This is a genomic window from Pseudomonas sp. W15Feb34 (assembly GCF_023127765.1).
Lineage (GTDB): Bacteria > Pseudomonadota > Gammaproteobacteria > Pseudomonadales > Pseudomonadaceae > Aquipseudomonas > Aquipseudomonas synxantha_A.
In genome coordinates, this window is record NZ_SPKN01000046.1 from 90,199 (window position 1) to 114,397 (window position 24,199).

Genomic DNA, 24,199 nt, shown 5'->3' on the forward strand with positions numbered 1-24,199 from the left:
GCAACAGACAACAGACCAGGTGCAGGGTTCGCGACTAGGGTAGGGCCCATGGCGCGGCTTGCCAAGGGGCGCTGTGCATTTGGATCAATAACTTGTCAGTTTCAGTCATTGAGCCGTGGTCCACCGCCTCTTAGTCTGTGGGACATAAACCGATGGCACACCGTTCGAGTGCGCCACGTCCCGTGATGATCCGTTGTGGAGCTGTACCATGACCGCTGCTGCCTACCCGCACCTGCTGGCCCCGTTGGACCTGGGTTTTACCACCTTGCGCAACCGTACCCTGATGGGCTCGATGCACACCGGCCTGGAAGAAAAGCCCGGCGGTTTCGAGCGCATGGCAGCCTACTTTGCCGAGCGCGCCCGTGGTGGCGTGGGCCTGATGGTCACCGGCGGCATTGGTCCGAATGATGAAGGCGGTGTATACGCCGGGGCAGCCAAGCTGACCACTGAAGAAGAGGCGCGCAAGCACAAGATCGTCACCCAGGCGGTGCACGAGGCGGGCGGCAAGATCTGCATGCAGATCCTTCACGCCGGGCGTTATGCCTACAGCCCCAAGCAGGTGGCGCCGAGTGCGATCCAGGCGCCGATCAACCCGTTCAAGCCCAAGGAATTGGATGAGGAGGGCATCGAGAAGCAGATTCAGGATTTTGTCACCTGCTCGTTGCTGGCCCAGGCCGCCGAATACGACGGTGTGGAGATCATGGGTTCGGAGGGCTACTTCATTAACCAGTTCCTCGCCGCCCAGACCAACCATCGCACCGACCGTTGGGGCGGCAGCTTTGAAAACCGTATGCGCCTGGCGGTGGAGATCGTGCGTCGCGTGCGCGAGGCCGTCGGCCCGAACTTCATCATTATCTTCCGCCTGTCGATGCTTGATCTGGTGGAAGGCGGCAGCGTCTGGAAGGAAATCGTGCAGTTGGCCAAGGCTATCGAGCAGGCTGGCGCGACGATCATCAACACCGGTATCGGCTGGCACGAAGCGCGTATCCCTACCATTGCCACCAAGGTCCCGCGTGGCGCCTTCAGCAAAGTCACCGCCAAATTGCGCGGTGCGGTGCAGATTCCGCTGATCACCACCAACCGCATCAACACCCCGGAAATCGCCGAGCAGATCCTGGCCGAAGGCGATGCCGACATGGTCTCGATGGCGCGCCCGTTTCTGGCCGACCCGGAGTTCGTCAACAAGGCCGCCGCTGGGCGCGCCGATGAAATCAACACCTGCATCGGCTGCAACCAGGCGTGCCTGGACCACACCTTCGGCGGCAAGCTGACCACCTGTTTGGTCAACCCGCGCGCCTGCTATGAAACCGAACTCAATTACCTGCCCGTCAAGCAGATCAAGAAAATCGCGGTGGTCGGCGCCGGCCCTGCCGGTCTGGCCGCTGCCACTGTTGCCGCTGAGCGTGGGCATCAGGTGACCTTGTTCGATTCCGCCAGCGAGATTGGCGGCCAGTTCAATATCGCCAAGCGTGTGCCGGGTAAGGAAGAGTTTTTCGAAACCCTGCGTTACTTCAAACGCAAATTGCAGACCACTCACGTAGAGCTGTGCCTCAACACTCGTGTGGGCGTCGAGCAGCTGGTGGCAGGTGGTTATGACGAGGTGATCCTGGCCACCGGTATCGCGCCGCGCACCCCGGCGATCCCGGGAGTCGAGAACGCCAAGGTGTTGAGTTACCTGGATGTGATCCTGGAGCGCAAGCCGGTGGGCAAGCGTGTGGCGGTGATCGGTGCCGGCGGCATCGGTTTCGATGTATCGGAATTCCTCGTACACCAAGGCGTGTCTACCAGCCTGGATCGCGAGGCGTTCTGGAAAGAGTGGGGCATCGATACCCAACTGGAAGCACGTGGCGGGGTGGCCGGGATCAAGCCCGAGCGCCATGCGCCGGCCCGCGAGGTGTTCCTGCTGCAACGCAAGGCTTCCAAGGTTGGCGACGGCCTGGGCAAGACCACCGGCTGGATTCACCGTACCGGTTTGAAGAACAAACAGGTGCAGATGCTCAACAGTGTCGAGTACTTGAAGATCGATGACGCAGGCTTACATATCCGCATCGGCGCCGAGGGTGAACCGCAGGTGCTGGCGGTGGACAACATTGTCATCTGCGCCGGCCAGGACCCGCTGCGCGAACTGCATGACGGCCTGGTCGCTGCCGGCCAGAACGTGCACCTGATCGGCGGTGCCGATGTGGCCGCCGAGCTGGACGCCAAGCGCGCCATCAATCAGGGCTCGCGCCTGGCGGCCGAGTTGTAAGGCGACAATAGGGGGGGTGTTAGACTTGCCGCCCCTTTCTCATTCAGATACCTGCCGATGGGCCCTTTCGATTGGCTGCCTTATGCGCCCCTTGAACCTGTGCAGCTTGATTGGCTGAACGGCATCGAGTTGGCCGTGCTGCGCCTGGACCGCATCGACCCGCTGATCAGCGGCAACAAGTGGTTCAAACTTGCCGAACACTTGGCTCAGGCCCGCGCTACCGGCGCCAAAGGGGTTATCAGCCTTGGCGGGGCTCACTCCAACCATCTGCACGCACTGGCAGCGGCGGGCAAGCGCTTTGATTTTCCCACGGTCGGCCTGTTGCGCGGCCATCCCCAAGACACTCCCACGGTGCTCGACCTCAAGACCTTCGGCATGCAACTGCATTGGTTGGGCTACGGCGGTTATCGGGTGCGGCATGAGCCGGGTTTCTGGCTGCCCTGGCGCGAGCAGTATCCCGACCTTTATCCGATACCCGAAGGCGGTGGCGGTCTGGACGGTGCGCTGGGCTGTGGGGTGTTGGTGGAGCAGGCGCGGGTGCAGTTGAGACACCTCGGTTGGACGGATTACGACGCATGGTGGCTGGCGGCGGGCACCGGTACTACTCTGGCCGGGTTGGTGCTGGCGGAGGCCGGCGCGCATCCGGTGTACGGCGCAATGGCTGTGCCGGATGATCATGGCGTGGCGCAGAATGTGAGTGCGATTGTGCAGACCGGTTATGAGTTGCTGGACGCCTGCCGTGGCGGCTTTGCCAAGGTCGATCCGCTGCTGCTCGACTTTATCGAGCGCACCGAACGGGCCTGCGGTGTGCCACTGGAGCCGCTCTACACCGGCAAGGCGCTGCTGGCATTGAAGCAACAGATCGAGGCCGGACGCTTTGCCCCCGGCGCGCGGCTGATCTTCATCCACACTGGCGGCCTGCAAGGCCGCCGAGGTTTCCTGTAGGTGTCAACGGGTGGGATTGTGCCCGCCCGGCATCATTCGCAAGGCAGTGTTATCGCGCATCACATAATGGTGAAAGATCCCCGCCAGCGCATGCAGCCCGATCAGCCAGTAACCGATCTGGGCGAACAGCACGTGCCAGCCTTCAATCTCCTCGGCCAACGCCTTGTTTTCTGCAATCAGCGGCGGTAACTCCATCCCATAGAACATCACCGAATGCCCCTTGGCACTGACGATCAACCAACCGGCAATCGGCAACCCGATCATCAACGCATACAGCGCCCCATGCATCAGCTTCGCCAGCCGGCTCTGCCATGGCGGCGGTGCCGGCACGATCTTCGGCGCCACCCCCAGGCTGCGTGCGAACAGGCGCAGCCACACCAGCACAAACACGGTAAGTCCGAACATAAAGTGCATTTCGACAATCAGCGTGCGCGCACCGCTGCCTTTGGGGAATTGCCCGCGTAACTCAATGCAGGCGTAGACCACCGCCAGCAGCACTACCATCAACCAGTGCAGCGCAATCGACATGGTGCTGTAGCGCGTATCGGAATTTTTCCACGGCATTGCTTTTTTCCTCACTCATCAGGGCATACCTCCGCTCTTTAGCGACGGAGTACGTTAACTGTATGCCCGTTTTGAGCGCTTCGCTCGTTGCCAATGCCGTTGCCTTGATCCTGGTCAGTAACTTTGCGGCATTTCCCCGCGTGCCAGGCGTGCGTTGATGTCGGCGATGACATTCGGCAGGTCGTTGATAGTGTCGATCAGGTAGTGCGGGCGCGAGCCTTCGAACATCGTTTCGATGCGCTGACGCTCGCTGGCCAGTGTGGCGCTGTCCAGGGCGCGAAATTGCTCGTAGGTCAGGCCCAGGGCATTGCCCGAACAGGTCAGCGCTACGGTCCACATCCCGGCACGACGGCCTTCGAGAATACCCGGCACGGTGTCGTCGACCTTCACGCACGCGGCCACATCATCAATGCCCAGGGCGATCACGTTGGCCAGGGCCTGGGCCGGCCAAGGGCGGCCGTTGGGGACTTCATCGGTCGCGACCACGTGGTCGGCGACATAGCCGTTGGTGGCGGCCAGGGCGACGACTTTGTCCATCACCTGCTTGGGATAGCCGGAGCAGGAGCCGATCTTGATACCTTGGGCGCGCACGCCGGCCAGGGTGTTGAGGGCGCCGGGGATCAGGGCTGAGTGTTCGGCGATCTTCTCGATTTGCAGCGGCATGAAACGCTGGTAGATGGCGGTCACGTCATCATCGGTCGGTGTGCGGCCGAAGGCCTTGCGGTAGCGCTCGGCAACTTGCGGCTGGTCGCAGAGAGTGCGGATATGGTCCCACTTGCCCATGCCCATCGGGCCACGGGCTTCTTCGATAGAGACTTGCACGTCGAACTCGGCAAACGCCTCGACAAAGATCTGCGTGGGGGCAAAGGAGCCGAAGTCGACCACGGTGCCGGCCCAGTCGAGGATAACGGCCTGGAGGGTGTTGGGGTTTTGATAGTTCATGGTTCAGGTCCTGTGGGTAATGGGGGCAGTCAAATGTCCAGCACTTCCATTTCTTGCAGCACGTCGGCGATAGCCTTGACCGCCGCCTGCATACCGGCCGCATCGACATGGCCGATGCAGCCCACGCGAAAGGTTTCCACCTGGGTCAGCTTGCCGGGGTAAAGGATGAAACCCTTGGCCTTGACCCGTTCGTAGAAGTCCTTGAACTGGTAGCGCGGGTCTTTTGGTGCGTGGAAGGTGACGATGATCGGCGCCTGGATCGCCGCCGGCAGGAAACTGCGCAGGCCCAGCGCAGCCATGCCGTCCAGCAGTGCCTGACAGTTGTCGGCGTAGCGTTGATGACGGGCGGGCAGGCCGCCTTCTTCGGCGTATTGCAGCAACGCTTCATGCAGGGCCGCGACGACGTGGGTCGGTGGGGTGAAACGCCATTGTCCGGTCTTGGCCATATAGGTGTGCTGGTCGAACAGGTCCATTGCCAGGGAATGGCAGTTGCCCTGGGAGGCGGCCAGCGCAGCTTTTTCGGCAAAGACAAAGCCCATGCCCGGTACGCCTTCCAGGCATTTGCCCGAGGCGGCGATCAGCGCCTCGAACGGCACTTCGCGAGCATCGATCGGCAGCGCGCCGAAAGAACTCATGGCATCGATGATCAGGCGCTTGTCGTGGCGTTTGACGACCTGGGCGATCTCCGCCAGCGGGTTGAGAATGCCGGTACTGGTTTCGCAATGGATCAACGCGACGTGGGTGATTGCCGCGTCAGCCTGCAGTAGGCGATCTACATCGGCAGCGGTGGTGGGCTCGTCCTCAGCGGTTTCAAAGGTGCTGAACGAGCGACCGAGCACTTCGCAAATCTTCGCCAGGCGCTTGCCGTAGGCGCCGTTGATCAGCACCAACACCTTGCCATTGCGCGGGACCAGCGTGCCGATGGCGGCTTCGACGGCGAAGGTGCCGCTGCCCTGCAACGGCACGCAATGGTGGCTGTCGGCAGCATTGAGGATCGCCAGCAGCTGCGTGCAGACGCTGGCGGTGAGCTGGTTGAAGCGATCATCCCATGACCCCCAATCCACCATCATCGCCTGACGGGTGCGGGTCGAAGTGGTCAGGGGGCCAGGGGTCAACAGGATCGGCGCGGCAGTGGTCATCTCAAATCCTCGCAAGGGTCGGGGTTGAAGCTACGGCGCCTAAATTGCAGTTTGGCTTGTTATCAATCAAATTGTTTGTTGTTATGCGAGCTATCAGTGAGGCCGATAGCTATGAACCTGTTTCAACTGCGTGCATTCGATGCCGTGGCCCGCGAGGGCAGTTTTACCCGTGCTGCGGCGCGGCTGTTCATCAGCCAGCCGGCGGTAACCGGGCATATCAAGGCGCTTGAAGAGCATTACCAGATTGCGCTGTTGCGCCGTACCGCCCGCCGGGTGGAGTTGACCGAAGAGGGCGCACGCCTGGCGGCCATCACCCGGGCGATCTTCGGTTTGGTGGATGAGGCGCAGACCATGCTGGAGGCCAACCGTCAGTTGCTCACTGGGCGTCTGGAGGTGGCGGCGGATGGTCCGCACCTGGTGATGCCGATGATCGCCAGCCTGCGTTCGCGCTACCCGGGCATTACCGTGAACCTGCGCCTGGGCAATGCCCAGGAAACCCTGGCGGCGCTGCTGTCCGAACATGCCGATGTGGCAGTGCTCACCGAGGTGGAGCCGCGCAATGGCTTGCACCTGCAACCTCTGGACGAGTCACGGATTTGCGCCCTGGTGCCGAAAGCGCATCCGTGGGCAAAGCAGCCCGACGGGATTGAACTGGCGCAGCTGCATGAGGTGATCATGGTGCTGCGTGAACCCAGTTCCATTACCCGGCGCACGTTCGACGACGCGTGCATGGCGGCGAATGTGCAGCCCAAGGTGCTGCTGGAACTGGACAGCCGTGAAGCCGTGACCGAAGCCGTCGCGGCCGAACTGGGGGTAGGGGTGGTGTCGTCGATGGAGGTCAGCCCGGACCCGCGGGTACACGCTGTGCCGATCCTGGGCGATGGCCTGCTGAACCGGCATACGCTCGGCTGCATGGAGCGGCGCCGTTCGCTGCGCTTGATTCAGGCTTTTTTCGAGTTGGCGTGAAGGCTGTCACGCACGATCTCCAAAAAGCTCGCCACCACGCGACGTGAGCTCTGTTCTTTCAGGCAGACGAGGGTTTCCTTCATGCGCTGAGTGCAGTCGCGGATCGGCATGGCGTACACCCGAGCGTCGGCGCCGAACTCTGCCGCCGATACCACGCCCACGCCAATGCCCACCACCACTGCTTCACGCGCGGCTTCGCGGCCTTCAACTTGAATCGCCGGGCGAATGCGCAGGCCGGCCTGGCGCATTTCCTGCTCCAGGGTCTGACGGGTCACTGAGCCGATTTCCCGCAGCACCAAGGGCGTGTCATCCAGGTCGGCCAGGCAGATGGATTCGCGCCCGGCCCAGGGATGGTTGCAGGCGACAAACGCCAGCAGTTGATCGTCGGGCAATGGCAGCGACAGCAGGCGCGCATCGTCGACATCGCGACCCAACAGCGCCAGGTCGGCCTGGTAGTTGTACAGGCGCAACAACGACTCATCGGTGTTGCCGGTTTCGATCTTCACGCTGATTCCCGGGTACAGCCGGCAGAAGCGGGCAATCTGTGGCAGTACATGTACGGGCGCATCCACCGCCAGGGTGAGGGTGCCAGTGAGCAGGGCGCGGGAGTCTTGCAGCAATTCTTCGGCTTGCGCCTCGATCACAAACAGGCGCTGAGTAATGCCCAGCAGGCGTTCGCCCAGGTCGGTCAGGCGTACCGAACGTTTGTTGCGGTGAAACAGCAATACGCCGAAGCGCTCTTCGAGTTTGCGCACCTGGTCGGAAATCGCGGGCTGGGTCAGGAACAGGCGCTCGGCGGCGCCGGTAAAACTGCCGTGCACGGCCACCGCATGGAAGGCTTTGAGCTGGGCATGGGAAACCGACATGGCACGTCCTCTTACAAGCTGAGCTTATATTTGAAATACGATAAATCGATTTTACCTATTAGTCAGGCATTGCTTTGATGCACCTCAGCCGCCGTAGGTTGAGTCCTACAACCTCGACGGCCATGGGCGCAGGCACACCGCGTTCATCTGACCAATACCGCGCCCTCCAAGGCCCGGCATTGCAGTGCTCAACCATAAAAAAAACAGGCGTTTTCTTTCGATTCTGCCGGCACACTCACACCTGAGGTCAGAACCACCATGAATATCCCTATGGGTAGCATCAAGCGTTGGCGCGTGCAGATTTTCGCCATCACCTGGCTGGCGTACGCCGCGTTCTATTTCACCCGCAAAGCCTTCTCGGTGGCAAAACTGGGGATCGGCGACGACCCAAGCTTCCCCCTCGATAAAATGATGATGGCCAACCTCGATGGCTTGTATCTCGCCGCGTACGCCGTGGGCCAGTTCACCTGGGGCATGCTCGCCGACCGCTTCGGGCCACGGGTGGTGGTGCTTGGCGGCTTGCTGGTTTCCGCCGCCGCCGCGCTGGTGATGGGCACGTTTGCGACCTTGCCGATCTTTGTCACCTGCATGTTGATCCAGGGGTTGGCGCAGTCCACCGGCTGGTCGGGGTTGTGCAAGAACCTCGGTAGTTTCTTTCCGGCCCAGCAGCGTGGGCGGGTGTTGGGGCTGTGGAGTTCGTGCTATGCCTTTGGCGGCTTGGTGGCTTCACCGTTCGCCGGCTGGTGGGCCTACACCCTGATCGGTAGTTGGCACGCGGCGTTTATCTCCAGTGCTGCGGTGGTGGCGGTGGTGGCCGGGCTGTTCTTTATGTTCCAGCGCAATACCCCCCAGGATGTGGGTTTGCCAGCGGTGGAGCCCGAGCCGCTCATGAGTGCCGAGAACAGAGCCGCCGAACAGCGCATCAGTGTGCTTGAACCGTTGCGCGCTATCTTGCGCAACCGCACGGTGTTGACGCTGGGGCTGGCGTACTTCCTGCTCAAGCCGGCGCGCTACGCGATTTTGCTGTGGGGCCCGGTAATCGTCTACGAACAGATGCCGTCGGTGGGCAAGGTCGGCGCGGCCATCGTGCCCACCGCGTTTGAGCTGGCCGGTTTGCTCGGGCCGGTACTGATCGGCCTGGCTTCCGACAAACTGTTCGGCGCCCGGCGTATGCCGGCCTGTGTGCTGAGCCTGCTGGCGTTGACCGTGGCCCTGGCGTTGTTCATGGGCGCGCTGCACACCGGCAGTGTGGTGCTGGTGATGGCCTTGCTGTTTGTCATGGGCCTGACTCTGTACGGTCCGGACTCGATGATCAGCAGCACCGCTGCCATTGACTTCGGCACTGCCAAAGCCGGCGCCACGGCGGCAGGGTTTGTGAATGGTTGCGGTTCGGTGGGCGCGATCCTCGGCGGTTTGCTGCCGGGCTACTTCGATACCGTAACGGTGTTTATCGTGTTTGCCGGCGCGGCGCTGTTTTCTTCACTGGTATTGATGCCCTACTGGAACGCCAGGCCGGCTGTTCTGGCGCAGGTGGGGGACTTCATACCGGATCGCAGTGCCACCATCAAACCCCTGCGCACCTGAGGCACCTGGCCGGTTTTTTGGTGGATTAGCGTGTTCTTGCGCTATAAACTCTGCCCCCAAAGCGCCGGCCAGTAGACGTTTCGGCGCCATGGAAAGTAGAGAGTGAGTCATGGGCGCACAGTGGAAAGTCAAACATAAAGAAGCGGCAGCCAATGCCAAGGGCAAGATTTTCGGCAAGCTGGTGAAAGAGATCACCATCGCCGCCCGCAACGGCGCCGATACCGCGACCAACGCGCACCTGCGCCTGGTGGTGGAGCAGGCCAAGAAAGCCTCGATGCCCAAGGAAACCCTGGATCGTGCGATCAAGAAGGGCGCCGGTCTGCTCGGTGAAACCGTGCAGTACCACCGTGTGACCTACGAAGGGTTTGCCCCGCACCAGGTGCCCCTGATCGTTGAGTGCGTAACCGACAACATCAACCGCACCGTGGCGGAAATCCGCGTGGCGTTCCGCAAGGGCCAGATGGGCGCTTCCGGTTCGGTGGCGTGGGATTTCAACCACGTCGGCCTGATCGAAGCATCGCCGGACACCCCTGATGCTGATCCGGAAATGGCCGCCATCGAAGCTGGCGCCCAGGATTTTGAAGACGGTGAAGAAGAGGGCACCACCCTGTTCATCACCGAAACCACCGACCTGGATGCCGTGCAGAAAGCTTTGCCTGAGCAGGGTTTCACCGTGCTGTCGGCCAAGCTGGGTTACCTGTCGAAGAACCCGGTCAGTGGTTTGACCGATGAGCAGATGGCCGAAGTCGAGGCGTTCCTGGAAGGCCTGGATAACCATGATGATGTGCAGGATATGTTTGTCGGCCTGGCTGGCTGATTCTTATCCGGATGCATGGGATCAAAATGTGGGAGGGGGCTTGCTCCCACATTGTTCCAGCGGTGTTAGATAGCGCTCAGTACGCCGTCGATTTCTTCAAAGCTTGGCCGCGCCAGCACATCGGGCTGGCAGCAGCTTTTTTGCAGTTCAACCAGATCCTCACTTACTGCCCCTTCACCCCGATCCAACAATTCCCCCAGCAACACCCCGAATGCGCGCACTTCAATACGCTGCAACGCCCTGGTTTCCAAGGTGTCGGCCGTGGCATGGAATGACGCCGCGCCGAAGTCTCCGAGCAAACAATCACCCGTCACATTCCACAGGATGTTGTGGCCATACAGGTCACCGTGGGTAATCCCCTGACGGTGCAAGTGCGCCGCCACCGAAGCGATGCCTCGTGCCATGCGCAGCGCCACGTCGAGGCTGAAACGGGTATCGGCTTCGTAGATGTCCCGGGTGCAGGACGCCAGGCTAGGCAGCGCCGCGAGGTTGCGGTAGCTCGGGTCGATCAGGCTCATGACCAATGCTGCCTGATGTTGCGGGTGCCCGATGACACGGCCTTGCACCTTGATCAGGTTGGGATGCAGCCCGGCGGCAATGCAGGCTTGCATTTCATGCAGCGGTGACCCGTCGCTGGTGATGGTGCCTTTGTATAGCTTGACCGCGACCGGCAGCGCCTGGGGTTTCCAGATTGCTTTGTGAATGATCCCGGAAGCGCCTTCGCCCAATACTTCTCCCAGTTCCAGTTCAGACCAGGGAATGTTCGGCGTCCCATCTTCGCCCGTCACTGTCACGGCCATTTCCACCGGGTTGCCGGCGTAGGCCAGCCAGGTCAGGCTTGGCAGCTTCAGCAGCCACTGCGGCAGGTGGGTCAAGCGGTTGGAGGCGATGCGGATCAGTTCCAGGTTTTGGCAGTGGGCCAGGCTTTGCGGCAATTGCGTCAGTTGGTTACCGGCCAGCATCAACTTTTGCAGCAACGGGCGCTGACCCAGTTCATCGGGCAATTGGCTGATGCAGTTGTCGGTGAGGATCAGCCAGCGCAACTTCGGCGGCAGGGCGGCGGCGGGCACATGGCCGATCTGGTTGGCCTTGAAGCCGATCATGCTCAACTTCGCGCACTGGCCCAGGCACGCCGGCAGCTCGGTAAACGCGTTGTCCGAACAAAACAGCACACGCAGGTGCGTCAGGCGGTGCAGGTCCTCGGGCAGGCTACTCAAGGCATTGCCGGTGAGATTGAGGATTTCCAGGGAGTCGGCCAGGTCGAAGATTTCCCGGGGGAACTCGGTCAGCCCGCAGGCCAGGTCCAGGCGCTTGGCGCCGGCCAATTGGCCGGCCTTGAGTTGGGCGAGGGTATTCATGAACAGCGCGGCACTCGGAAGGGGGCGTAAAAGGCGCTCATGATAGCGGCTCGGGCGCGGTTTGCGGGCAGAGCATGTGCAATTGGCGCAGGCGACTGGCGGTCCGGGCGAGGTCGATGGCCTGGCCTTCCAGGGCTTTATCCAGCGGCTGGTGACCCATGAGGGTCAGGTGTTTGTCCTGATCGTAGAGCACGTCCACCAGGTTGATAAAACGCTGTTGCACGGCGATAGGGCATTCGGCCAACTGCGGCAGGCCGTCGATGATCCAGTGGTCGAAGTCCTGGCACAGCAGCAGGTAATCCATCACGGCGGTGAGCTGTTCACACAGGTCGTTGAAGGTGAACAGGATGGTCCGTGCCTGATGGTCTCGGCACAGCAACTGCCGATTGCCAACCGTCAGGGTTTGCGCCGGGCCATTGGTGGCAGGCACACCCAGGCTTTCCCGCTGTGCCGGTGTACCCGGCCACACATAGTGGCCGCGGGTGAAACGTTGTTGAGCGTGGGCCTGGGGCAGGCTGCGAAAGTCCTGGGGCGCGCTGACTTCCAGCACGTCCATGCGTGCGGCAATCAGGTCGATCACCGGTTTGAATCGTTCGTGATACAGCGGGTTGGGCAGCAACCCTTCGGGCGGGTAGTTGGACGTTACCAATACCAGCACGCCGCGTTGGAACAGGGCCTTGAACAAGCGGCTGATGAGCATTGCATCGCCGATATCGTGCACATGGAACTCGTCAAAACACAGCACACGGCAATCAGCGAGCAACTGATCCAGAGTGACACCCAAGGCATCCTCATGCTCGCGGTGCACAAACATGCCCTGGTGCAGCCGGGCAAAGAAGTCGTGGAAATGCACGCGTTGCTTCTCGGCGATGGGCAGCGCCTGGAAAAACCCATCCAGCAGCCAGCTCTTGCCGCGACCTACCGGGCCGTGCAGGTACAGGCTGCGCGTGGCCTGGCCATTAAGCAGGTGCTGGGCCTGCCGATTCAGGGCGGTAATCGCCCGGATTTGGCCGTCACTGAGGGTGTAGCCTTGTTGTTCGGCCTTTTTCTGAAAATAGGCAGGAATGGGCGAGGCTCCCCAGGCGTCGGATTTTTTACCCAGCAGGCGCTGGAACAGGGCAAGCACGGCCAAGAATAATCACTCTGTATTGCGGTGGTCGCTTACTGTAGGACGCTTGATGCCATTTGACCAACAGTGAAGGGCGCCGAGCCTTGCAAACTGGCACTTTCGCGTTAACTGGCTAACCTCATACAAGGTTGTTACCCCTGTATAAGGAATTGGGGCAGTGAAGGGATTGGCGGTATTGGCTGTCATGGGCGCGATGCTCTGCAACACGGCTTCTGCTGCGCAACTCCAGGTGGAGGTGCGTATCGACGTGCAGCGGGGTTGCCAGTTGGTGGGCACCACTCGCACTGCGGGCATCGAGCAACTTGGCGTATTGGATTTCGGCAGCGGCCCGCGTCTGGATGACCCGGCCGGCCCCCTGAGTGCGGCCCTGATCAGCCAGCGCCAGCCGCGCCTGGAGTGCAACCCCGACACGCCTTACCAAATGCGCGTTGACGGCGGCCTGCACGGTGGCGTGGGCGAAGTGCGTTACCTCAGTAATGCGATGCCCTCAAGCAAGCCCATTCCTTATCGCATTTATGCCGACGCAGCCCGGTTGATCCCCTTGCCGGTGGACGTGCCGGTCAGCGGCCGCGTACCGGACACCGGCTCGGTTGATCTGCCGTTGTATGGCCGCATTGAACCGCTCAAAGACATCCCTGCGGTGGGGCGTTATTCCGACCTGCTCAAGGTCACGGTCACATGGTAAGCCGCTATCTGGCCGTCGCGGCCTTGGGCGGCCTGCTGTTGCTGGCCGAGGACGCGCAGGCGGCTGTGGTCAACGGGCAGATTCATGCGCGGTTGGTGATTACCGCCAGTTGCGAAGTCAGCAAAGGCGTGGAACGCGCGCCAGTGACGCCGGACGGTGGCACTGCGCTGTTGGATTTTGGCAGCCAGGGACCGACCTGGAACGACACCTTGGGCGCGACCATTTCCGATGGCGATAAAGCGCCGCTGTCGGTCTCCTGCAACCCGTCGTTGGTCAGCAGTTTTACCGTGACCATCGACGGTGGCGCCCATGGCGACGGCACCACGCGCCGCTTGAGCAACGGGCGCCAGACCATTCCCTATCGGCTATCGGCCGATGCGCTGGGCCAGAGTGCCTACCGCATCGGCCAGCAACGCAATTTCGTCGTGACCCAGGGCGCGCAGGTACCCATCCCGGTATTCGGCTCCGTGGTGGCGAATACCAGGGCCCTACCGGCCGGCATCTACACAGACACCCTGACGGTGACTCTGGATTGGTAAACCATGAGGATGGATATCATGCATGTACTCGTATCGCGAATGGGCGTGTGTGCCCTGGGCCTGGCGCTGGCCTCCAGCCTGAATGCGGCGACCACGGTTACCGGGCAGATCAGTTCGAGCCTGACCTTGATCGCCAGTTGCCAGGTCAACGGCTCCGGGGCGGCTACCGGGCTGAATTTCGGTAGCTTGAACTTCGGCACCACCAACAGCCTGTTTACCAATGCCGACGCCCAGTTGCTGGGCGGCACCGGCACCGGCGGGGCGCTGTCGATTCTGTGTTCAGCCGGTACCACGCCAACGGTGACGGTGCGTGCCGGCGCCCATGATGGCGCCTCGCCGGGGGGCACCCGTGCGCTGGCCGATGGGGCGGGTAACTTCGTGCCTTACGATTTCTACACTGACAGCGGGCGTTCCGCGCTGTTGGCGATCGATGGCGTGGTGACGCTCGCCACCAGTACCGGCGTGGCACAAACCGTCAACCTCTACGGTCGCGCGGTGGGCAAGGCGGGCCTGCCGGCAGGTACTTACACCGATACCGTGGCCGTGGAGCTGACGTTCTGACCCTGTGGCTCAGGCTGGGGGTGGCCTGTGGATTGGCGCTGCCGTTGCCGTTGTCGGCAGCGACCAGCCAGAGCTTCCAGGTCAGCGCGACCATTACTCCCGGTTGCCTGATCGTGGGCGGCGGCTCCAACTACGGCGCGTTGGCCTATGGCAGCTATTCGGCATTGGCCACCGGTACGGTCACGGCAGCCCTTACTGGCGGTGTGACCTTGCAATGCACTCCGGGGGTGGCGCTGACCATGAGTGTGGATGGCGGTCTTTACAACAGCGCCGGGCGCAATTTGCAGCTCAACAGCGGCAGCGCGCGGGTGGCCTATCAACTGTTTCGCGACGCGGCGTTCAGCCAGAGCCTGGGCGTCAGCCAGAGCGTCAGCGTGACTTACAGCGATGCCAACAACATCAGCCTGCCGATTTACGGGCGGGTGGTATTACCCGGCAATCAGCCTGGGGGGACGTACAGCGACACGCTGCAGGTGCAGCTGTCGTGGTAGGGCTAACGGTATTGAGGAGTGGATTTATGCATTCAACTTCCCGGCGGTGGTGGGCCGCGGGTATTGCCTTGGGGCTTTTGTGTGGCGCAGGGCTGGTGCAGGCGGCCAGTTCGGTGCTGATCTGGCCCATCGACCCGGTGCTGGAGGCCGATCAACAGGCCAGCGCGCTGTGGTTGGAGAACCGTGGCACGGAAACGGCCAACCTGCAGATCCGCGTATTTGCCTGGAGCCAGAACGGTTTCGACGAGCAGTACCAAAACCAGCGCGACGTGATCGGCAGCCCGCCGGTGGCCAAAATCGAGCCCGGCCAGAAGCAACTGGTGCGCCTGACCCGAACCCGCGAAGTACCGCCGGGACAGGAGCTGGCCTATCGCATCATCATCGATGAAATCCCCTCGGCGCTGCAGGTGCCGGCGCCGCCGGAAGGCAAGAACACAGCGGCAGCGATTCGCTTCCAGATGCGCTATTCGGTGCCCTTGTTTGCCTACGGCGCCGGGTTGTGGAGCAAGGACGACGCCACACGTCAACGCGACCCCAAGGGTGCCGGCAAGCCGGACTTGAGCTGGCAAAAGGTCAACGTAGGCGGGCGCAGTTACATCGAGGTGCGCAACCAGGGCGCCGTGCATGCGCGGCTCACCGATGCGTCGTTCAAACAAGGCGGGCAGGCCCGGCCGCTGGTAGAAGGTTTGCTCGGCTATGTGCTGCCGGGCGCGAGTATGCGCTGGCCGGTGCCGGATGCCGTATCGGCCGACCAGCCGTTGCAGGTCAGGGTCAACGGTGCGCCGCAATTGGAAAGCCTGGCGCCCAAGCGATAACCGTCAGGTAGCGCTACGGGCATACGCCCGGGTTTTAACAGGATGGAGATGTCCATTGAAGGACACAACGCCATGGTGAGTCGTGGTTGGGCTCGGGGTTTATGGCCATCGGTGGCAGTGGCAAGCGGGTTGTGGGGCGCTGCGATGGCAGGCGACTTGCCGCCGCCGCCGGGCAGCATGGAGGCAGTCGCCGATGCACAGCTGTTTCTGGAACTGGTGGTCAACCAGATGGACACCGGCCGCGTCATTGCGGTCGACCAGCGCGCCGGCCAGCTGTTTGTGCCCGCCAGCGCGCTGCAGGACGTGGGTATGAAATTGCCCGGCGAGCCTGTCGGCAGCGTGGCCCTGGACCAGGTGCCTGGGCTGCACAGCGACTACGACAGCAACGGCCAGCGCCTGTTGCTGGATGTACCGCCATCCTGGTTGCAGGCGCAGTTTATCGGCAATCGCAATACCTATCCGCGCACCCAGGCCATGAGCAGCTTCGGCGCCTTGCTCAACTATGACGTGTATTTCAACGACACCGATGACGGCGGCAGCTACCTCGCCGCCTGGAACGAAGTGCGGCTGTTCGACACCAGGGGCACCTTGTCCAACACCGGGCAGGTGCGCCAGACCCTGGCTGATGGCATCACCGACAGTACCCTCGGCAACGGTTACCGGCGCTACGACACCACCTGGCGATTTTCCGATGATGAGCGCCTGCTCACCTACGAGGCGGGCGACGTGATCAGCGGCTCGCTGCCCTGGAGCAGCTCGGTGCGTCTGGGCGGGGTGCAAGTGTCCCGGGACTTTGCCGTGCGCCCGGACCTGGTCACTTACCCTTTGCCGCAGTTCGCCGGTGAGGCGGCGGTGCCCTCGTCGGTGGACCTGTTTATCAACGGCTATAAATCCGACACCGCGCAGCTGAAACCCGGGCCTTATACCCTGACCAACGTGCCATTTATCAACGGCGCCGGGGAGGCTGTCGTGGTGACCACCGACGCCCTCGGGCGCCAGGTGTCGACCACGATGCCGTTCTACGTCACCAGCACCTTGCTGCAACAAGGCTTGACGGATTTTTCCGTGGCTGCCGGTACCTTGCGCCGTGACTACACCCTGCGCGATTTCGGTTACGGGCCGGGCATAACCAGTGGCACCTTTCGCTATGGCTATTGCGACAGCCTGACCCTGGAAAGCCATGCCGAAGCATCCAGCGACCTGACCCTCGGCGGGCTTGGCGCCAACCTGCGCCTGGGCAACTTCGGCGTGCTCAATACCGCCCTCAGCCAGAGCCAGTTCGACAGCCGCAGCGGCCAGCAACTCAGCCTTGGCTACCAGTACAACAGCACGCGCTACAGCCTGATGTACCAGCGCGTTGAACGGCGCGATGACTACGCCGACCTGACCCTGGTCGACACCCCTTACGCCAGCCTCAGCAAGCGCAGCGAGCAGGTGACGCTGAGCCTCAACCTTCAACGTTTCGGCAGCCTGGGCCTGGGGTATTTCGACGTGCAGGCGGCAGACGATTCGCGCACGCGCCTGCTCAACCTCAGCTGGAGCAAACCGCTGTGGCGCAACACCAGCTTCTACCTGTCGGCCAACCGCGAAATCGGCGACAGCAACTGGGCCATGCAGGCGCAACTGGTGATCCCGTTCGACCTCAACGGCAGCCTGGCCTTGAGCACCGAGCGCAGCAAGGACGGCACCAGTCGCCAGCGCATCAACTACAGCCGCGCGGTGCCCAGCGAAGGCGGCGTGGGCTACAACCTCGGCTATGCCCAGGGCGATGCGCCAAGCTATCGGCAGGCCGACCTGACCTGGCGCTTGCAGTCAGTGCAGTTGCAGGCCGGCGTGTACGGCAGCAGTGACGCCCAAACGCGCTGGGCGGATGCCAGCGGCTCGCTGGTGTGGATGGGCGGCGAAACCTTTGCTGCCAACCGTATCAATGACGCGTTTGTGGTGGTGAGTACCCAGGGGTTCGCCGGGATTCCAGTGCGCTACGAAAACCAGCTGGTGGGCCAGACCGACCGCAACGGTCATTTGCTGGTGCCATGGAGCAGCGCGTATTACCGCGGCAAATATGAAATTGACCCGTTGAACCTGCCGGCGAACGTGCAGAGCCCCAATGTGGAGCAGCGCGTGTCGGTACGCCGGGGCAGCGGCTATCTGTTGGAGTTCCCGCTGCGCCGGGTGCTCGCCGCCAGTATCACCCTGGTGGATCGCCAGCATCAGGAGCTACCGCTGGGCAGCCTGGTGGTGCACGAGCAAAGCAACACCCAGGCGGTGGTGGGGTGGGATGGGCTGGTCTATCTGGAAAACCTCAGCGCCCACAATACTTTGCAGGTCACCCTCAGTGAGGGGCGCACCTGCCAGGCGACATTCGCTATCGATGAGCAGCAACAGGACGTGCCCCTGATCGGGCCGTTGGTGTGCCAGTGAGTGCTTGAGCAAGGAGACTGCGGGTGAGGGGCAAGGCATGGATGTATGGGGCAGGGCTGTTATTTTCCGGGCAGGTTATGGCGGTGTGTTCGGTGGTTTCCACGGTGCCGGCCAGTTTCGGTTCGATCAGCTCGATGACGGTGCGCACTGCCGCGCAAACCAGCTCTACCACCAACTCCGGATTGAGTTGCACCCAGGCGTTGATTTCGCTGCTGGTGTCCACCGACCACTTCTACGCCACGATCACCTCGTCCACCGCTGGCATGGTCGGGCCGACCGGTGATGTGATTGGCTACACGATTTATGGCAATAACAGCACCAGTTATCCCATCACCCGCGGCACTCAATTCGATTTTGGGGGCGCGGGCGGCATTGCCCAGAGCATTGGCCTGATCGCCGGGCCCGGGGCGAAAACCGTGCCGTTGTACCTGAGCAGCATTACCGGCAGCAATATCGCAGCGGGGCTGTACACCGAGACATTGAACATCGCCTGGGTGTGGAATTATTGCTCGGGAATCGGCGTTGGCGGCATTTGCCTGGGGCGTGACACGGGCAGCGGCACGGCAAGCCTGACCGTCAGCATGACCGTGACCAATGACTGCCAGATCACCGCGCCGAATATCAGCTTTGGCAGCGCGCCGGTGGTCAGTGGGTTTACCGCAGTGACCGGCCAGACCATCAATATCGCCTGCACCAAGGGCAGTGCCTACACCGTGGGCTTGAGCGACGGCCAGAACCCGATCAGTGTCGGCGGGCGCCGACGCATGGTTTCCGGCAGCAACTACCTGGCCTATGACCTCTTCAAAAGCGCCGGCACCACACGTTGGGGCAGCGTCGGCGCGGCGCGGCGGGCCAGTTCCACAGCGGAGGTCAACCCTGGCAATGGGTTGGGCACAGGCAGCCAGGTATTTAACTACAACGCTCGCATCTACACCGACCAGCCCACACCCCCCGGCGGCACCTACCTGGACAACGTGGTGCTGGACGTGGGCTTCTAGAACTTCATCAGCGCCGGGGTGGGCTGGTCTGCCGGGCTGACCATTGCGTAGTTATAGCCGCCGCCCGACCAGTACTCGGCCTGCAAACCGTCGGCGCTGCGGCTGCCACGGGGCAGGAAGCCGTTGTTCGGTCCCGGCGGGCGGATATAAAAGCTGATGCGTCGGCCTTGGGGGTCTTGGTACAGCACCATGGCGGCTGCCCCCTGATCGGTAGTGAGCAGGCGCCCGCTGACCGGTTTGAAGCCTGCCTGGCTCAGGTCGGGCAGGCGATGGGCTTGATTGAAATAGCGGTCGAGCCAGGCTTGCATAGTGCCGCTGCCGTCGTCGTTGTAGTCGGCGGGCATGACGCCGTCCTGGGCAAACAGACGGTAAGCCTGCATGGCATCGGTCATCGGCAGCGGCTGTGGTTGGGTGGCTTCGCGGGCGTGCCAGCCGCCAAGCCCGCCAAGGCTCACGGCAATCAGCAACACCGCCGCGCTGGCGAAGTGGCGGCGGGACTGACGCTTGATACGCTGACGGATCAACGCCGGGTCCAGTGCCGGATTACTCGGCTGCTGCAGGGTACCGCTCAAGGATGCCCGCAATAATTGCGCGTCCTGTTGCCAGGCGTGGACCAGGGCGGCCGCTTCGGGGTGGTTGGCCAGCCAGGTTTCAAGCACGCGGCGGTCACTGTCCGGCAGTTGGTGATCGACGTAGGCATGCAAATCGCGTTCGCTGGGGGGCAGGCTGATCATTTGAGTCTCCGCAGGGCAGGGCCGGTAATTTCGCCATCGCTGAGCTGACGCAACGCTTGGCGCGCACGGGACAGGCGCGACATCACGGTGCCGATGGGTACCTGAAGGATCTCGGCGACTTCCTTGTAACTCAAACCCTCCACGGACACCCACAGCAAAAGGGCGCGTTGTTCGGTGCTGAGTTGGTCGAAGGCTTGCAGGGTGGATTGGGCCATCACTGTGCGCTCCACCGACGGTTGCGCATCATCGCGCCCGGTGAAGAATTCGAGCATACGTGCATAGCGTCGGCTGCGGCGATGGGCGTCGAGGAACTGCCGATAGAGGATCGCGAACAGCCAGGCGCGCAGGTCGCCTTCGACACGCTTATCAGCCCAGGCGATGATCGCCCGCTCCAGGGTCGCCTGCACCAGGTCATCGGCGCTGCTGCTGTTGCGCGTCAGCGACACGGCAAAACGCCGCAACCTGGGGATGAGTTCGTGTAACTGTTCGTCGAGTTCATGCATGGGGATGAGTCTACTCACGTGTGTTGAAGTAGACGTTGGTCCCTGTAGGTTATTCCACGCTTTGCGCAAAGAAACTTCCCGGCTAATACGTGGGAAGCGTCTGTATACCTTGAGAGTCTGTAATCTCGTGCGCAGCCCTCTATCCACCCTTGCATCTGTCGGCATTCAGCCGGCAGTTGAATAGTGAGAGGGTGCTTATGACGTGTTTGCTGAGTGATAAACAGTTTTTTTCCTGCATCTCGCTGGCTCATTTGCCTGCCGCGCAGCGGGTTTTATTTGAGCAATGGGGTTGTGGCCTCTCAACCCGAGCCACCTACGCCAACGTGCACCACGCCTTCGAAGCGCAAGCGAGGCTGGCACCCCAGGCGACCGCTGCGGTATGCGCGGGCCAACGTATCAGCTATGAACAACTCAACCGACAAGCCAATCGATTGGCTGAGCACCTGCTTGGGCAGGGTGTTAAGCGTGGGGACACGGTGGGATTGTTCGTCGAGCGCTCGATTCCCATGCTGGTCGGGCTCCTGGCGGTGTTAAAGATTGGCGCCGCGTATGTCCCTCAGGACGCCAGAATCGTACCCACCCTGCAATTGGGCATGGTCCTCGAATCATTGACCAGCCCGGTGATTCTGACCTTATCGAGCCTGGTGGAGCGCATTCCGGCAGACGCGTCCCACCGCTGCCTCAATTTGGATACGTTCATTGCTCAAACGCCATGGCTGGCTGAAGACAATGATTGCGTGCGTGTCGGTGCTGGCCCGGATGATCTGTGCTTTGTACTGTTTACATCTGGAACCACAGGGCGCCCTAACGGCGTGTGTGTCAGCCACCGTAACGTATGCAATATTCTGCTCACTGAACCTGGGCGGATGGGTATGGCACCGGGTCGTACCGTAGGGCAGATTCTCAATATCGGCTTTGACATGGCGGCTTGGGAAATACTCGGTTGCCTGGCTCATGGTGCGACCTTGCTGATTCGCGGCAAAGACATCGCGCAGACGGCCGCACAGTGCAATGTGTTGATCGCAACGCCTTCGATACTGGCCACCCTTGAGCCTCGACAGTGTCCCCACCTCAACGTCGTTGCGGTGGCTGGAGAAGCCTGCTCCCAGGCTCTGGCGGATCGGTGGGCCGAGCACTGTACGTTCTACAACGGCTGCGGTCCTACCGAGACGACCATCGTCAACACGCTGCACCGGCATGTACCAGGCACGCCACTGACTATTGGCCGGCCAACCCCCAATAACACTGTCTATGTGCTCGATGAGCAGGGGCGTGCCTGTGCCTTGGGTGAAACGGGAGAGATGTGGGCCGGTGGTGCGGGTGTGACAGCAGGCTATCTGAACAATACGGCATTGACCCAGCAGCGATACCGTCCGGATCCCTTTCTCGGTGGCGACGCCATGATGTTCCGCACACGAGATTTGGGGCGCTGGGTGGGAGACGGCCAGCTCGAACACTTAGGGCGCGTGGATGACCAAGTGAAAGTCCGCGGCTTTCGCGTGGAACTGGATGCGGTGTCGGCGGCTCTGGAGGCCGGCGCTGGATGCATGCGCGCCGTCACTTTGAAGCTGGACAGCCGCACGTTGGTGGCCTTTGTTTCGCCTGCCAGCACTGACATCGAGGCTTGCCAAACCGCGTGCCAACAGCGCCTGGCCTATTACTGCGTGCCTCAGTCCATCTACGCAGTGGAGCATTTTCCACTGACCGCGAGGGGCAAGATCGATAAGGCATTGTTACTGCAAACGGCCCGGGAGAACCAGTTGGCGGTGCAGGCGCTCGCGACCGGGGAGCCCGGCCATGATTGATACGCTGATCCGTACCGTTGTACCGCCCAAGCCGGCGCTTTGGCGTCGCTGGACGTCACTGCCGATGTTTTCCTGTTACAACCGCCTGGCAGCCGCCGCGCTGATGGGCAACCTGGTGTTTTTGCTGTTGGCTGTGGACCTGCACGCCATCCCGGTTCAGACGCTGTCGGACATGGTGCTGATCAACCTGTCGGTTGCCATTCTCGTTCGCCAGCAATACGTGATCAATGGGCTGTTCTGGCTGGCAACGCGAATACCGCCTACATGGCCCTTACAGGTGCGGCGTAGCGCGGCCAAGGTGTACCACTTCGGTGGGCTGCACAGTGGCGCAGCCTTTGCGGCCACTGGGTGGTTTGCCGCCCTGGTTGGCGTGCAGGTTACGCGTTACCTGCAACAACCTGACAGTGTTTCGGTGGCCGAGTTAGGGGTCAGCGTTATGCTGCTCAGCTTATTGCTGCTCATGGTGGTCATGGCTCAACCACGTATTCGAGGCCGGTTCCACAATGGGTTCGAACGCGTTCATCGGTTTGGCGGTTGGAGTGCGTTGCTGTTGTTCTGGTGGCAAACGTTACTGACCACGTCGAGCCTGCTGCACAGCGTTACGTTTTGGATGCTGGCAGTGCTGACCCTGAGCGTCCTGCTGCCCTGGCTGCGGCTGCGCAAGGTGGCTGTTGAACACGCACGGCCTTCCGGGCATGCGGTGATTACGCGTTTGAGCCACACCACACCGTTCGCCGGTTCATCCACCGCAATCAGCCGCAACCCACTGCTGGAGTGGCATTCCTTTGCCAATATTCCCACGCCACACGAGGCGGGTTTCCGCCTGATAATTTCCCGCGCGGGGGATTGGACCGGGCGATTTATCGAGGACTTGCCGCGACATGTGTGGGTTAAGGGCATCACCACAGCGGGTGTTGCCAATGTAGAAACCCTGTTCAAGTCGGTGGTGTACATCGCCACTGGCAGCGGCATCGGGCCTGTCATGCCGCATCTGCTGGCGGCTCAGGTACCGATTCAGTTGATCTGGTCTGCCCGTAGCCCGAGGACGACCTATGGCGATGAACTGGTGGAGGAAATTCTGCGCGCCCAGCCTTGCGCATTGATCTGGGACACCGATGAGCGCGGCAAGCCAGACCTGGTGAAGTTGGCTTACGGTGCAGTGCAAGCCTTTGGTGCAGAAGCCGTGATCTGTATTGCCAACCAAATGGTGACCCAGCGTCTGGTGCAAGAGTTGGAAGCTCGGGGAATACCCGCCCATGGCGCGATCTGGGATTCCTGAGACAGCCCCAAGTGTGAACAACATCAATCAGTGGAGATGCCTATGAACGTGTTTGTGGAACGTCATGATCGAGTGGTCCTGGTCAAGCTCAACCGTCCTGAAGTCAAGAATGCGCTGAGTTCGGCGCTGATGACTGAGTTGATCAGTCATCTGGAAGCAATGGATCGAGACCCTCGGATTGGGTGTTTTGTCATTACCGGCACCGCAGAGTTCTTCGCGGCAGGGGCCGATATCAAAGAGATGAGCGGCAAGTCCTATCTGGACGTGCTCAACGAAGACTACTTCGTCGGTTGGGAGGGCTTCACCCGTTTGCGCACCCCGACGATTGCCGCAGTGGCGGGCTATGCGTTTGGCGGAGGCTGTGAGCTGGCGATGATGTGCGACATGATTTTCGCTGCTGATACCGCCACCTTTGCACAGCCGGAAATTAAGCTAGGCGTCATCCCGGGCATGGGCGCGACCCAGCGGTTGACCGGGCTGATCGGCAAGGCCAAGACCATGGACCTGGTGTTGACTGGCCGGTCAATGACCGCCACGGAAGCAGAGCAGGCGGGGTTGGTGTCGCGGGTTTACCCGGCTGCGAACTTGCTGGACGAGGTGATGGCGGTGGCGGCACAAATTGCCTCCTTCTCGCGAACGGCCACCCGTGCAGCGCGGCAGGCGGTGGAGCATTCTCTGGAGGTCGGGTTGCACGAAGGCGTGCGTCAGGAGCGAAGGTTGTTTCATGGACTGTTTGCCACGCCTGATCAGCAAGAAGGAATGCAGGCATTTCTTCACAAGCGGCAGGCCTTGTTTAATCAGCCCTAGCCG

Annotated in this window: 23 protein-coding genes; 15 read left to right on the forward strand and 8 right to left on the reverse strand. The window is 61.8% G+C overall.

Annotation, left to right across the window (positions count from 1 at the left end; genetic code table 11):
* The first annotated feature begins 208 nt into the window (after positions 1 to 208).
* Positions 209 to 2,248, forward strand: a complete 2,040-nt coding sequence (locus tag E4O97_RS23850) for an NADPH-dependent 2,4-dienoyl-CoA reductase (RefSeq protein WP_032880539.1) — start codon at positions 209 to 211, stop codon at positions 2,246 to 2,248.
* A gap of 57 nt (positions 2,249 to 2,305) precedes the next feature.
* Entirely contained in the window at positions 2,306 to 3,193 is an 888-nt protein-coding gene (locus tag E4O97_RS23855; RefSeq protein WP_248162420.1) for a pyridoxal-phosphate dependent enzyme, read from the forward strand.
* Positions 3,194 to 3,196: 3 nt separating this feature from the next.
* On the opposite strand, the gene E4O97_RS23860 is transcribed toward E4O97_RS23855, so the two are convergent.
* The 3 genes from E4O97_RS23860 to E4O97_RS23870 all read right to left on the reverse strand — a co-directional run bounded on the left by E4O97_RS23860 (position 3,197) and on the right by E4O97_RS23870 (position 5,838).
* Complete coding sequence (locus E4O97_RS23860; protein ID WP_078821712.1) at positions 3,197 to 3,757, reverse strand: cytochrome b; 561 nt, start codon at positions 3,755 to 3,757, stop codon at positions 3,197 to 3,199.
* Between the two features lie 114 nt (positions 3,758 to 3,871).
* Positions 3,872 to 4,699: a phosphonoacetaldehyde hydrolase gene (gene phnX, locus E4O97_RS23865; protein WP_248132552.1), complete on the reverse strand. Its 828-nt coding sequence runs from the start codon at positions 4,697 to 4,699 to the stop codon at positions 3,872 to 3,874.
* 29 nt (positions 4,700 to 4,728) lie between these two features.
* Positions 4,729 to 5,838, reverse strand: coding sequence for a 2-aminoethylphosphonate--pyruvate transaminase (locus E4O97_RS23870; RefSeq protein ID WP_078821710.1), 1,110 nt, complete (start codon positions 5,836 to 5,838; stop codon positions 4,729 to 4,731).
* Between the two features lie 111 nt (positions 5,839 to 5,949).
* Between E4O97_RS23870 and E4O97_RS23875 the strand changes: the two genes are divergently transcribed.
* Positions 5,950 to 6,804, forward strand: a complete 855-nt coding sequence (locus E4O97_RS23875; RefSeq protein ID WP_078821709.1) for a LysR substrate-binding domain-containing protein — start codon at positions 5,950 to 5,952, stop codon at positions 6,802 to 6,804.
* Here E4O97_RS23875 and E4O97_RS23880 read toward each other — a convergent pair.
* Positions 6,780 to 7,670, reverse strand: coding sequence for a LysR substrate-binding domain-containing protein (locus tag E4O97_RS23880; protein WP_103734459.1), 891 nt, complete (start codon positions 7,668 to 7,670; stop codon positions 6,780 to 6,782). The two genes, E4O97_RS23875 and E4O97_RS23880, sit on opposite strands and share 25 nt — an antisense overlap.
* 258 nt (positions 7,671 to 7,928) lie before the next feature.
* On the opposite strand from E4O97_RS23880, the gene E4O97_RS23885 reads away from it, so the two are divergent.
* Both E4O97_RS23885 and E4O97_RS23890 read left to right on the forward strand, forming a co-directional pair.
* Positions 7,929 to 9,254, forward strand: coding sequence for an MFS transporter (locus E4O97_RS23885; RefSeq protein ID WP_248162424.1), 1,326 nt, complete (start codon positions 7,929 to 7,931; stop codon positions 9,252 to 9,254).
* Between the two features lie 109 nt (positions 9,255 to 9,363).
* Complete coding sequence (locus E4O97_RS23890; RefSeq protein ID WP_248162425.1) at positions 9,364 to 10,071, forward strand: YebC/PmpR family DNA-binding transcriptional regulator; 708 nt, start codon at positions 9,364 to 9,366, stop codon at positions 10,069 to 10,071.
* A gap of 65 nt (positions 10,072 to 10,136) precedes the next feature.
* On the opposite strand, the gene E4O97_RS23895 is transcribed toward E4O97_RS23890, so the two are convergent.
* On the reverse strand, positions 10,137 to 11,429 hold the full coding sequence (locus tag E4O97_RS23895; RefSeq protein ID WP_248162426.1) for a protein kinase: 1,293 nt from the start codon (positions 11,427 to 11,429) through the stop codon (positions 10,137 to 10,139).
* Between the two features lie 37 nt (positions 11,430 to 11,466).
* Positions 11,467 to 12,561: a cell division protein ZapE gene (zapE, locus tag E4O97_RS23900; protein WP_248162428.1), complete on the reverse strand. Its 1,095-nt coding sequence runs from the start codon at positions 12,559 to 12,561 to the stop codon at positions 11,467 to 11,469.
* Between the two features lie 190 nt (positions 12,562 to 12,751).
* Between zapE and E4O97_RS23905 the strand changes: the two genes are divergently transcribed.
* From E4O97_RS23905 to E4O97_RS23935, 7 genes are all read left to right on the forward strand, one after another.
* A complete protein-coding gene (locus E4O97_RS23905) occupies positions 12,752 to 13,243 on the forward strand; it encodes a spore coat U domain-containing protein (protein WP_248132724.1) in 492 nt (163 codons plus the stop codon).
* Positions 13,237 to 13,782, forward strand: a complete 546-nt coding sequence (locus E4O97_RS23910) for a spore coat protein U domain-containing protein (protein ID WP_216091736.1) — start codon at positions 13,237 to 13,239, stop codon at positions 13,780 to 13,782. The genes E4O97_RS23905 and E4O97_RS23910 overlap by 7 nt, the downstream gene beginning before the upstream one ends.
* 18 nt (positions 13,783 to 13,800) lie before the next feature.
* Complete coding sequence (locus E4O97_RS23915; RefSeq protein ID WP_032881297.1) at positions 13,801 to 14,343, forward strand: spore coat protein U domain-containing protein; 543 nt, start codon at positions 13,801 to 13,803, stop codon at positions 14,341 to 14,343.
* Positions 14,344 to 14,345: 2 nt separating this feature from the next.
* On the forward strand, positions 14,346 to 14,834 hold the full coding sequence (locus E4O97_RS23920; RefSeq protein ID WP_032880552.1) for a spore coat U domain-containing protein: 489 nt from the start codon (positions 14,346 to 14,348) through the stop codon (positions 14,832 to 14,834).
* A gap of 26 nt (positions 14,835 to 14,860) precedes the next feature.
* Positions 14,861 to 15,649: a molecular chaperone gene (locus tag E4O97_RS23925; protein ID WP_032880553.1), complete on the forward strand. Its 789-nt coding sequence runs from the start codon at positions 14,861 to 14,863 to the stop codon at positions 15,647 to 15,649.
* 72 nt (positions 15,650 to 15,721) lie between these two features.
* Complete coding sequence (locus tag E4O97_RS23930; RefSeq protein ID WP_248162548.1) at positions 15,722 to 18,070, forward strand: fimbria/pilus outer membrane usher protein; 2,349 nt, start codon at positions 15,722 to 15,724, stop codon at positions 18,068 to 18,070.
* 41 nt (positions 18,071 to 18,111) lie between these two features.
* The gene (locus tag E4O97_RS23935) at positions 18,112 to 19,068 is read left to right on the forward strand and encodes a spore coat U domain-containing protein (RefSeq protein WP_216092176.1); all 957 of its coding nucleotides are present in this window, start codon (positions 18,112 to 18,114) and stop codon (positions 19,066 to 19,068) included.
* Here the strand turns inward: E4O97_RS23935 and E4O97_RS23940 are convergent.
* Both E4O97_RS23940 and E4O97_RS23945 read right to left on the reverse strand, forming a co-directional pair.
* Entirely contained in the window at positions 19,065 to 19,802 is a 738-nt protein-coding gene (locus tag E4O97_RS23940; RefSeq protein ID WP_148853535.1) for an anti-sigma factor, read from the reverse strand. The two genes, E4O97_RS23935 and E4O97_RS23940, sit on opposite strands and share 4 nt — an antisense overlap.
* Entirely contained in the window at positions 19,799 to 20,305 is a 507-nt protein-coding gene (locus E4O97_RS23945) for a sigma-70 family RNA polymerase sigma factor (protein WP_032880556.1), read from the reverse strand. Before E4O97_RS23945 ends, E4O97_RS23940 begins: the two co-directional genes overlap by 4 nt.
* Before the next feature lie 197 nt (positions 20,306 to 20,502).
* Here E4O97_RS23945 and E4O97_RS23950 point away from each other — a divergent pair, with 197 nt between their 5' ends.
* The 3 genes from E4O97_RS23950 to E4O97_RS23960 are packed head-to-tail and all read left to right on the forward strand — an operon-like array spanning position 20,503 to position 24,196.
* Entirely contained in the window at positions 20,503 to 22,110 is a 1,608-nt protein-coding gene (locus E4O97_RS23950; protein ID WP_248162429.1) for an amino acid adenylation domain-containing protein, read from the forward strand.
* Positions 22,103 to 23,389, forward strand: a complete 1,287-nt coding sequence (locus E4O97_RS23955; protein ID WP_248162431.1) for a hypothetical protein — start codon at positions 22,103 to 22,105, stop codon at positions 23,387 to 23,389. Before E4O97_RS23950 ends, E4O97_RS23955 begins: the two co-directional genes overlap by 8 nt.
* Positions 23,390 to 23,431: 42 nt before the next feature.
* Positions 23,432 to 24,196: an enoyl-CoA hydratase-related protein gene (locus tag E4O97_RS23960; protein ID WP_032880559.1), complete on the forward strand. Its 765-nt coding sequence runs from the start codon at positions 23,432 to 23,434 to the stop codon at positions 24,194 to 24,196.
* Positions 24,197 to 24,199: the final 3 nt, after the last annotated feature.

Coding starts and splice junctions, on each gene's coding strand:
- E4O97_RS23850 (WP_032880539.1), top strand. CDS start 209: ATGACCGCTGCTGCCTACCCGCACCTGCTGGCCCCGTTGGACCTGGGT.
- E4O97_RS23855 (WP_248162420.1), top strand. CDS start 2,306: ATGGGCCCTTTCGATTGGCTGCCTTATGCGCCCCTTGAACCTGTGCAG.
- E4O97_RS23860 (WP_078821712.1), bottom strand. CDS start 3,757: ATGCCGTGGAAAAATTCCGATACGCGCTACAGCACCATGTCGATTGCG.
- phnX (WP_248132552.1), bottom strand. CDS start 4,699: ATGAACTATCAAAACCCCAACACCCTCCAGGCCGTTATCCTCGACTGG.
- E4O97_RS23870 (WP_078821710.1), bottom strand. CDS start 5,838: ATGACCACTGCCGCGCCGATCCTGTTGACCCCTGGCCCCCTGACCACT.
- E4O97_RS23875 (WP_078821709.1), top strand. CDS start 5,950: ATGAACCTGTTTCAACTGCGTGCATTCGATGCCGTGGCCCGCGAGGGC.
- E4O97_RS23880 (WP_103734459.1), bottom strand. CDS start 7,670: ATGTCGGTTTCCCATGCCCAGCTCAAAGCCTTCCATGCGGTGGCCGTG.
- E4O97_RS23885 (WP_248162424.1), top strand. CDS start 7,929: ATGAATATCCCTATGGGTAGCATCAAGCGTTGGCGCGTGCAGATTTTC.
- E4O97_RS23890 (WP_248162425.1), top strand. CDS start 9,364: ATGGGCGCACAGTGGAAAGTCAAACATAAAGAAGCGGCAGCCAATGCC.
- E4O97_RS23895 (WP_248162426.1), bottom strand. CDS start 11,429: ATGAATACCCTCGCCCAACTCAAGGCCGGCCAATTGGCCGGCGCCAAG.
- E4O97_RS23905 (WP_248132724.1), top strand. CDS start 12,752: ATGCTCTGCAACACGGCTTCTGCTGCGCAACTCCAGGTGGAGGTGCGT.
- E4O97_RS23910 (WP_216091736.1), top strand. CDS start 13,237: ATGGTAAGCCGCTATCTGGCCGTCGCGGCCTTGGGCGGCCTGCTGTTG.
- E4O97_RS23915 (WP_032881297.1), top strand. CDS start 13,801: ATGCATGTACTCGTATCGCGAATGGGCGTGTGTGCCCTGGGCCTGGCG.
- E4O97_RS23925 (WP_032880553.1), top strand. CDS start 14,861: ATGCATTCAACTTCCCGGCGGTGGTGGGCCGCGGGTATTGCCTTGGGG.
- E4O97_RS23930 (WP_248162548.1), top strand. CDS start 15,722: ATGGTGAGTCGTGGTTGGGCTCGGGGTTTATGGCCATCGGTGGCAGTG.
- E4O97_RS23935 (WP_216092176.1), top strand. CDS start 18,112: ATGTATGGGGCAGGGCTGTTATTTTCCGGGCAGGTTATGGCGGTGTGT.
- E4O97_RS23940 (WP_148853535.1), bottom strand. CDS start 19,802: ATGATCAGCCTGCCCCCCAGCGAACGCGATTTGCATGCCTACGTCGAT.
- E4O97_RS23945 (WP_032880556.1), bottom strand. CDS start 20,305: ATGCATGAACTCGACGAACAGTTACACGAACTCATCCCCAGGTTGCGG.
- E4O97_RS23950 (WP_248162429.1), top strand. CDS start 20,503: ATGACGTGTTTGCTGAGTGATAAACAGTTTTTTTCCTGCATCTCGCTG.
- E4O97_RS23955 (WP_248162431.1), top strand. CDS start 22,103: ATGATTGATACGCTGATCCGTACCGTTGTACCGCCCAAGCCGGCGCTT.
- E4O97_RS23960 (WP_032880559.1), top strand. CDS start 23,432: ATGAACGTGTTTGTGGAACGTCATGATCGAGTGGTCCTGGTCAAGCTC.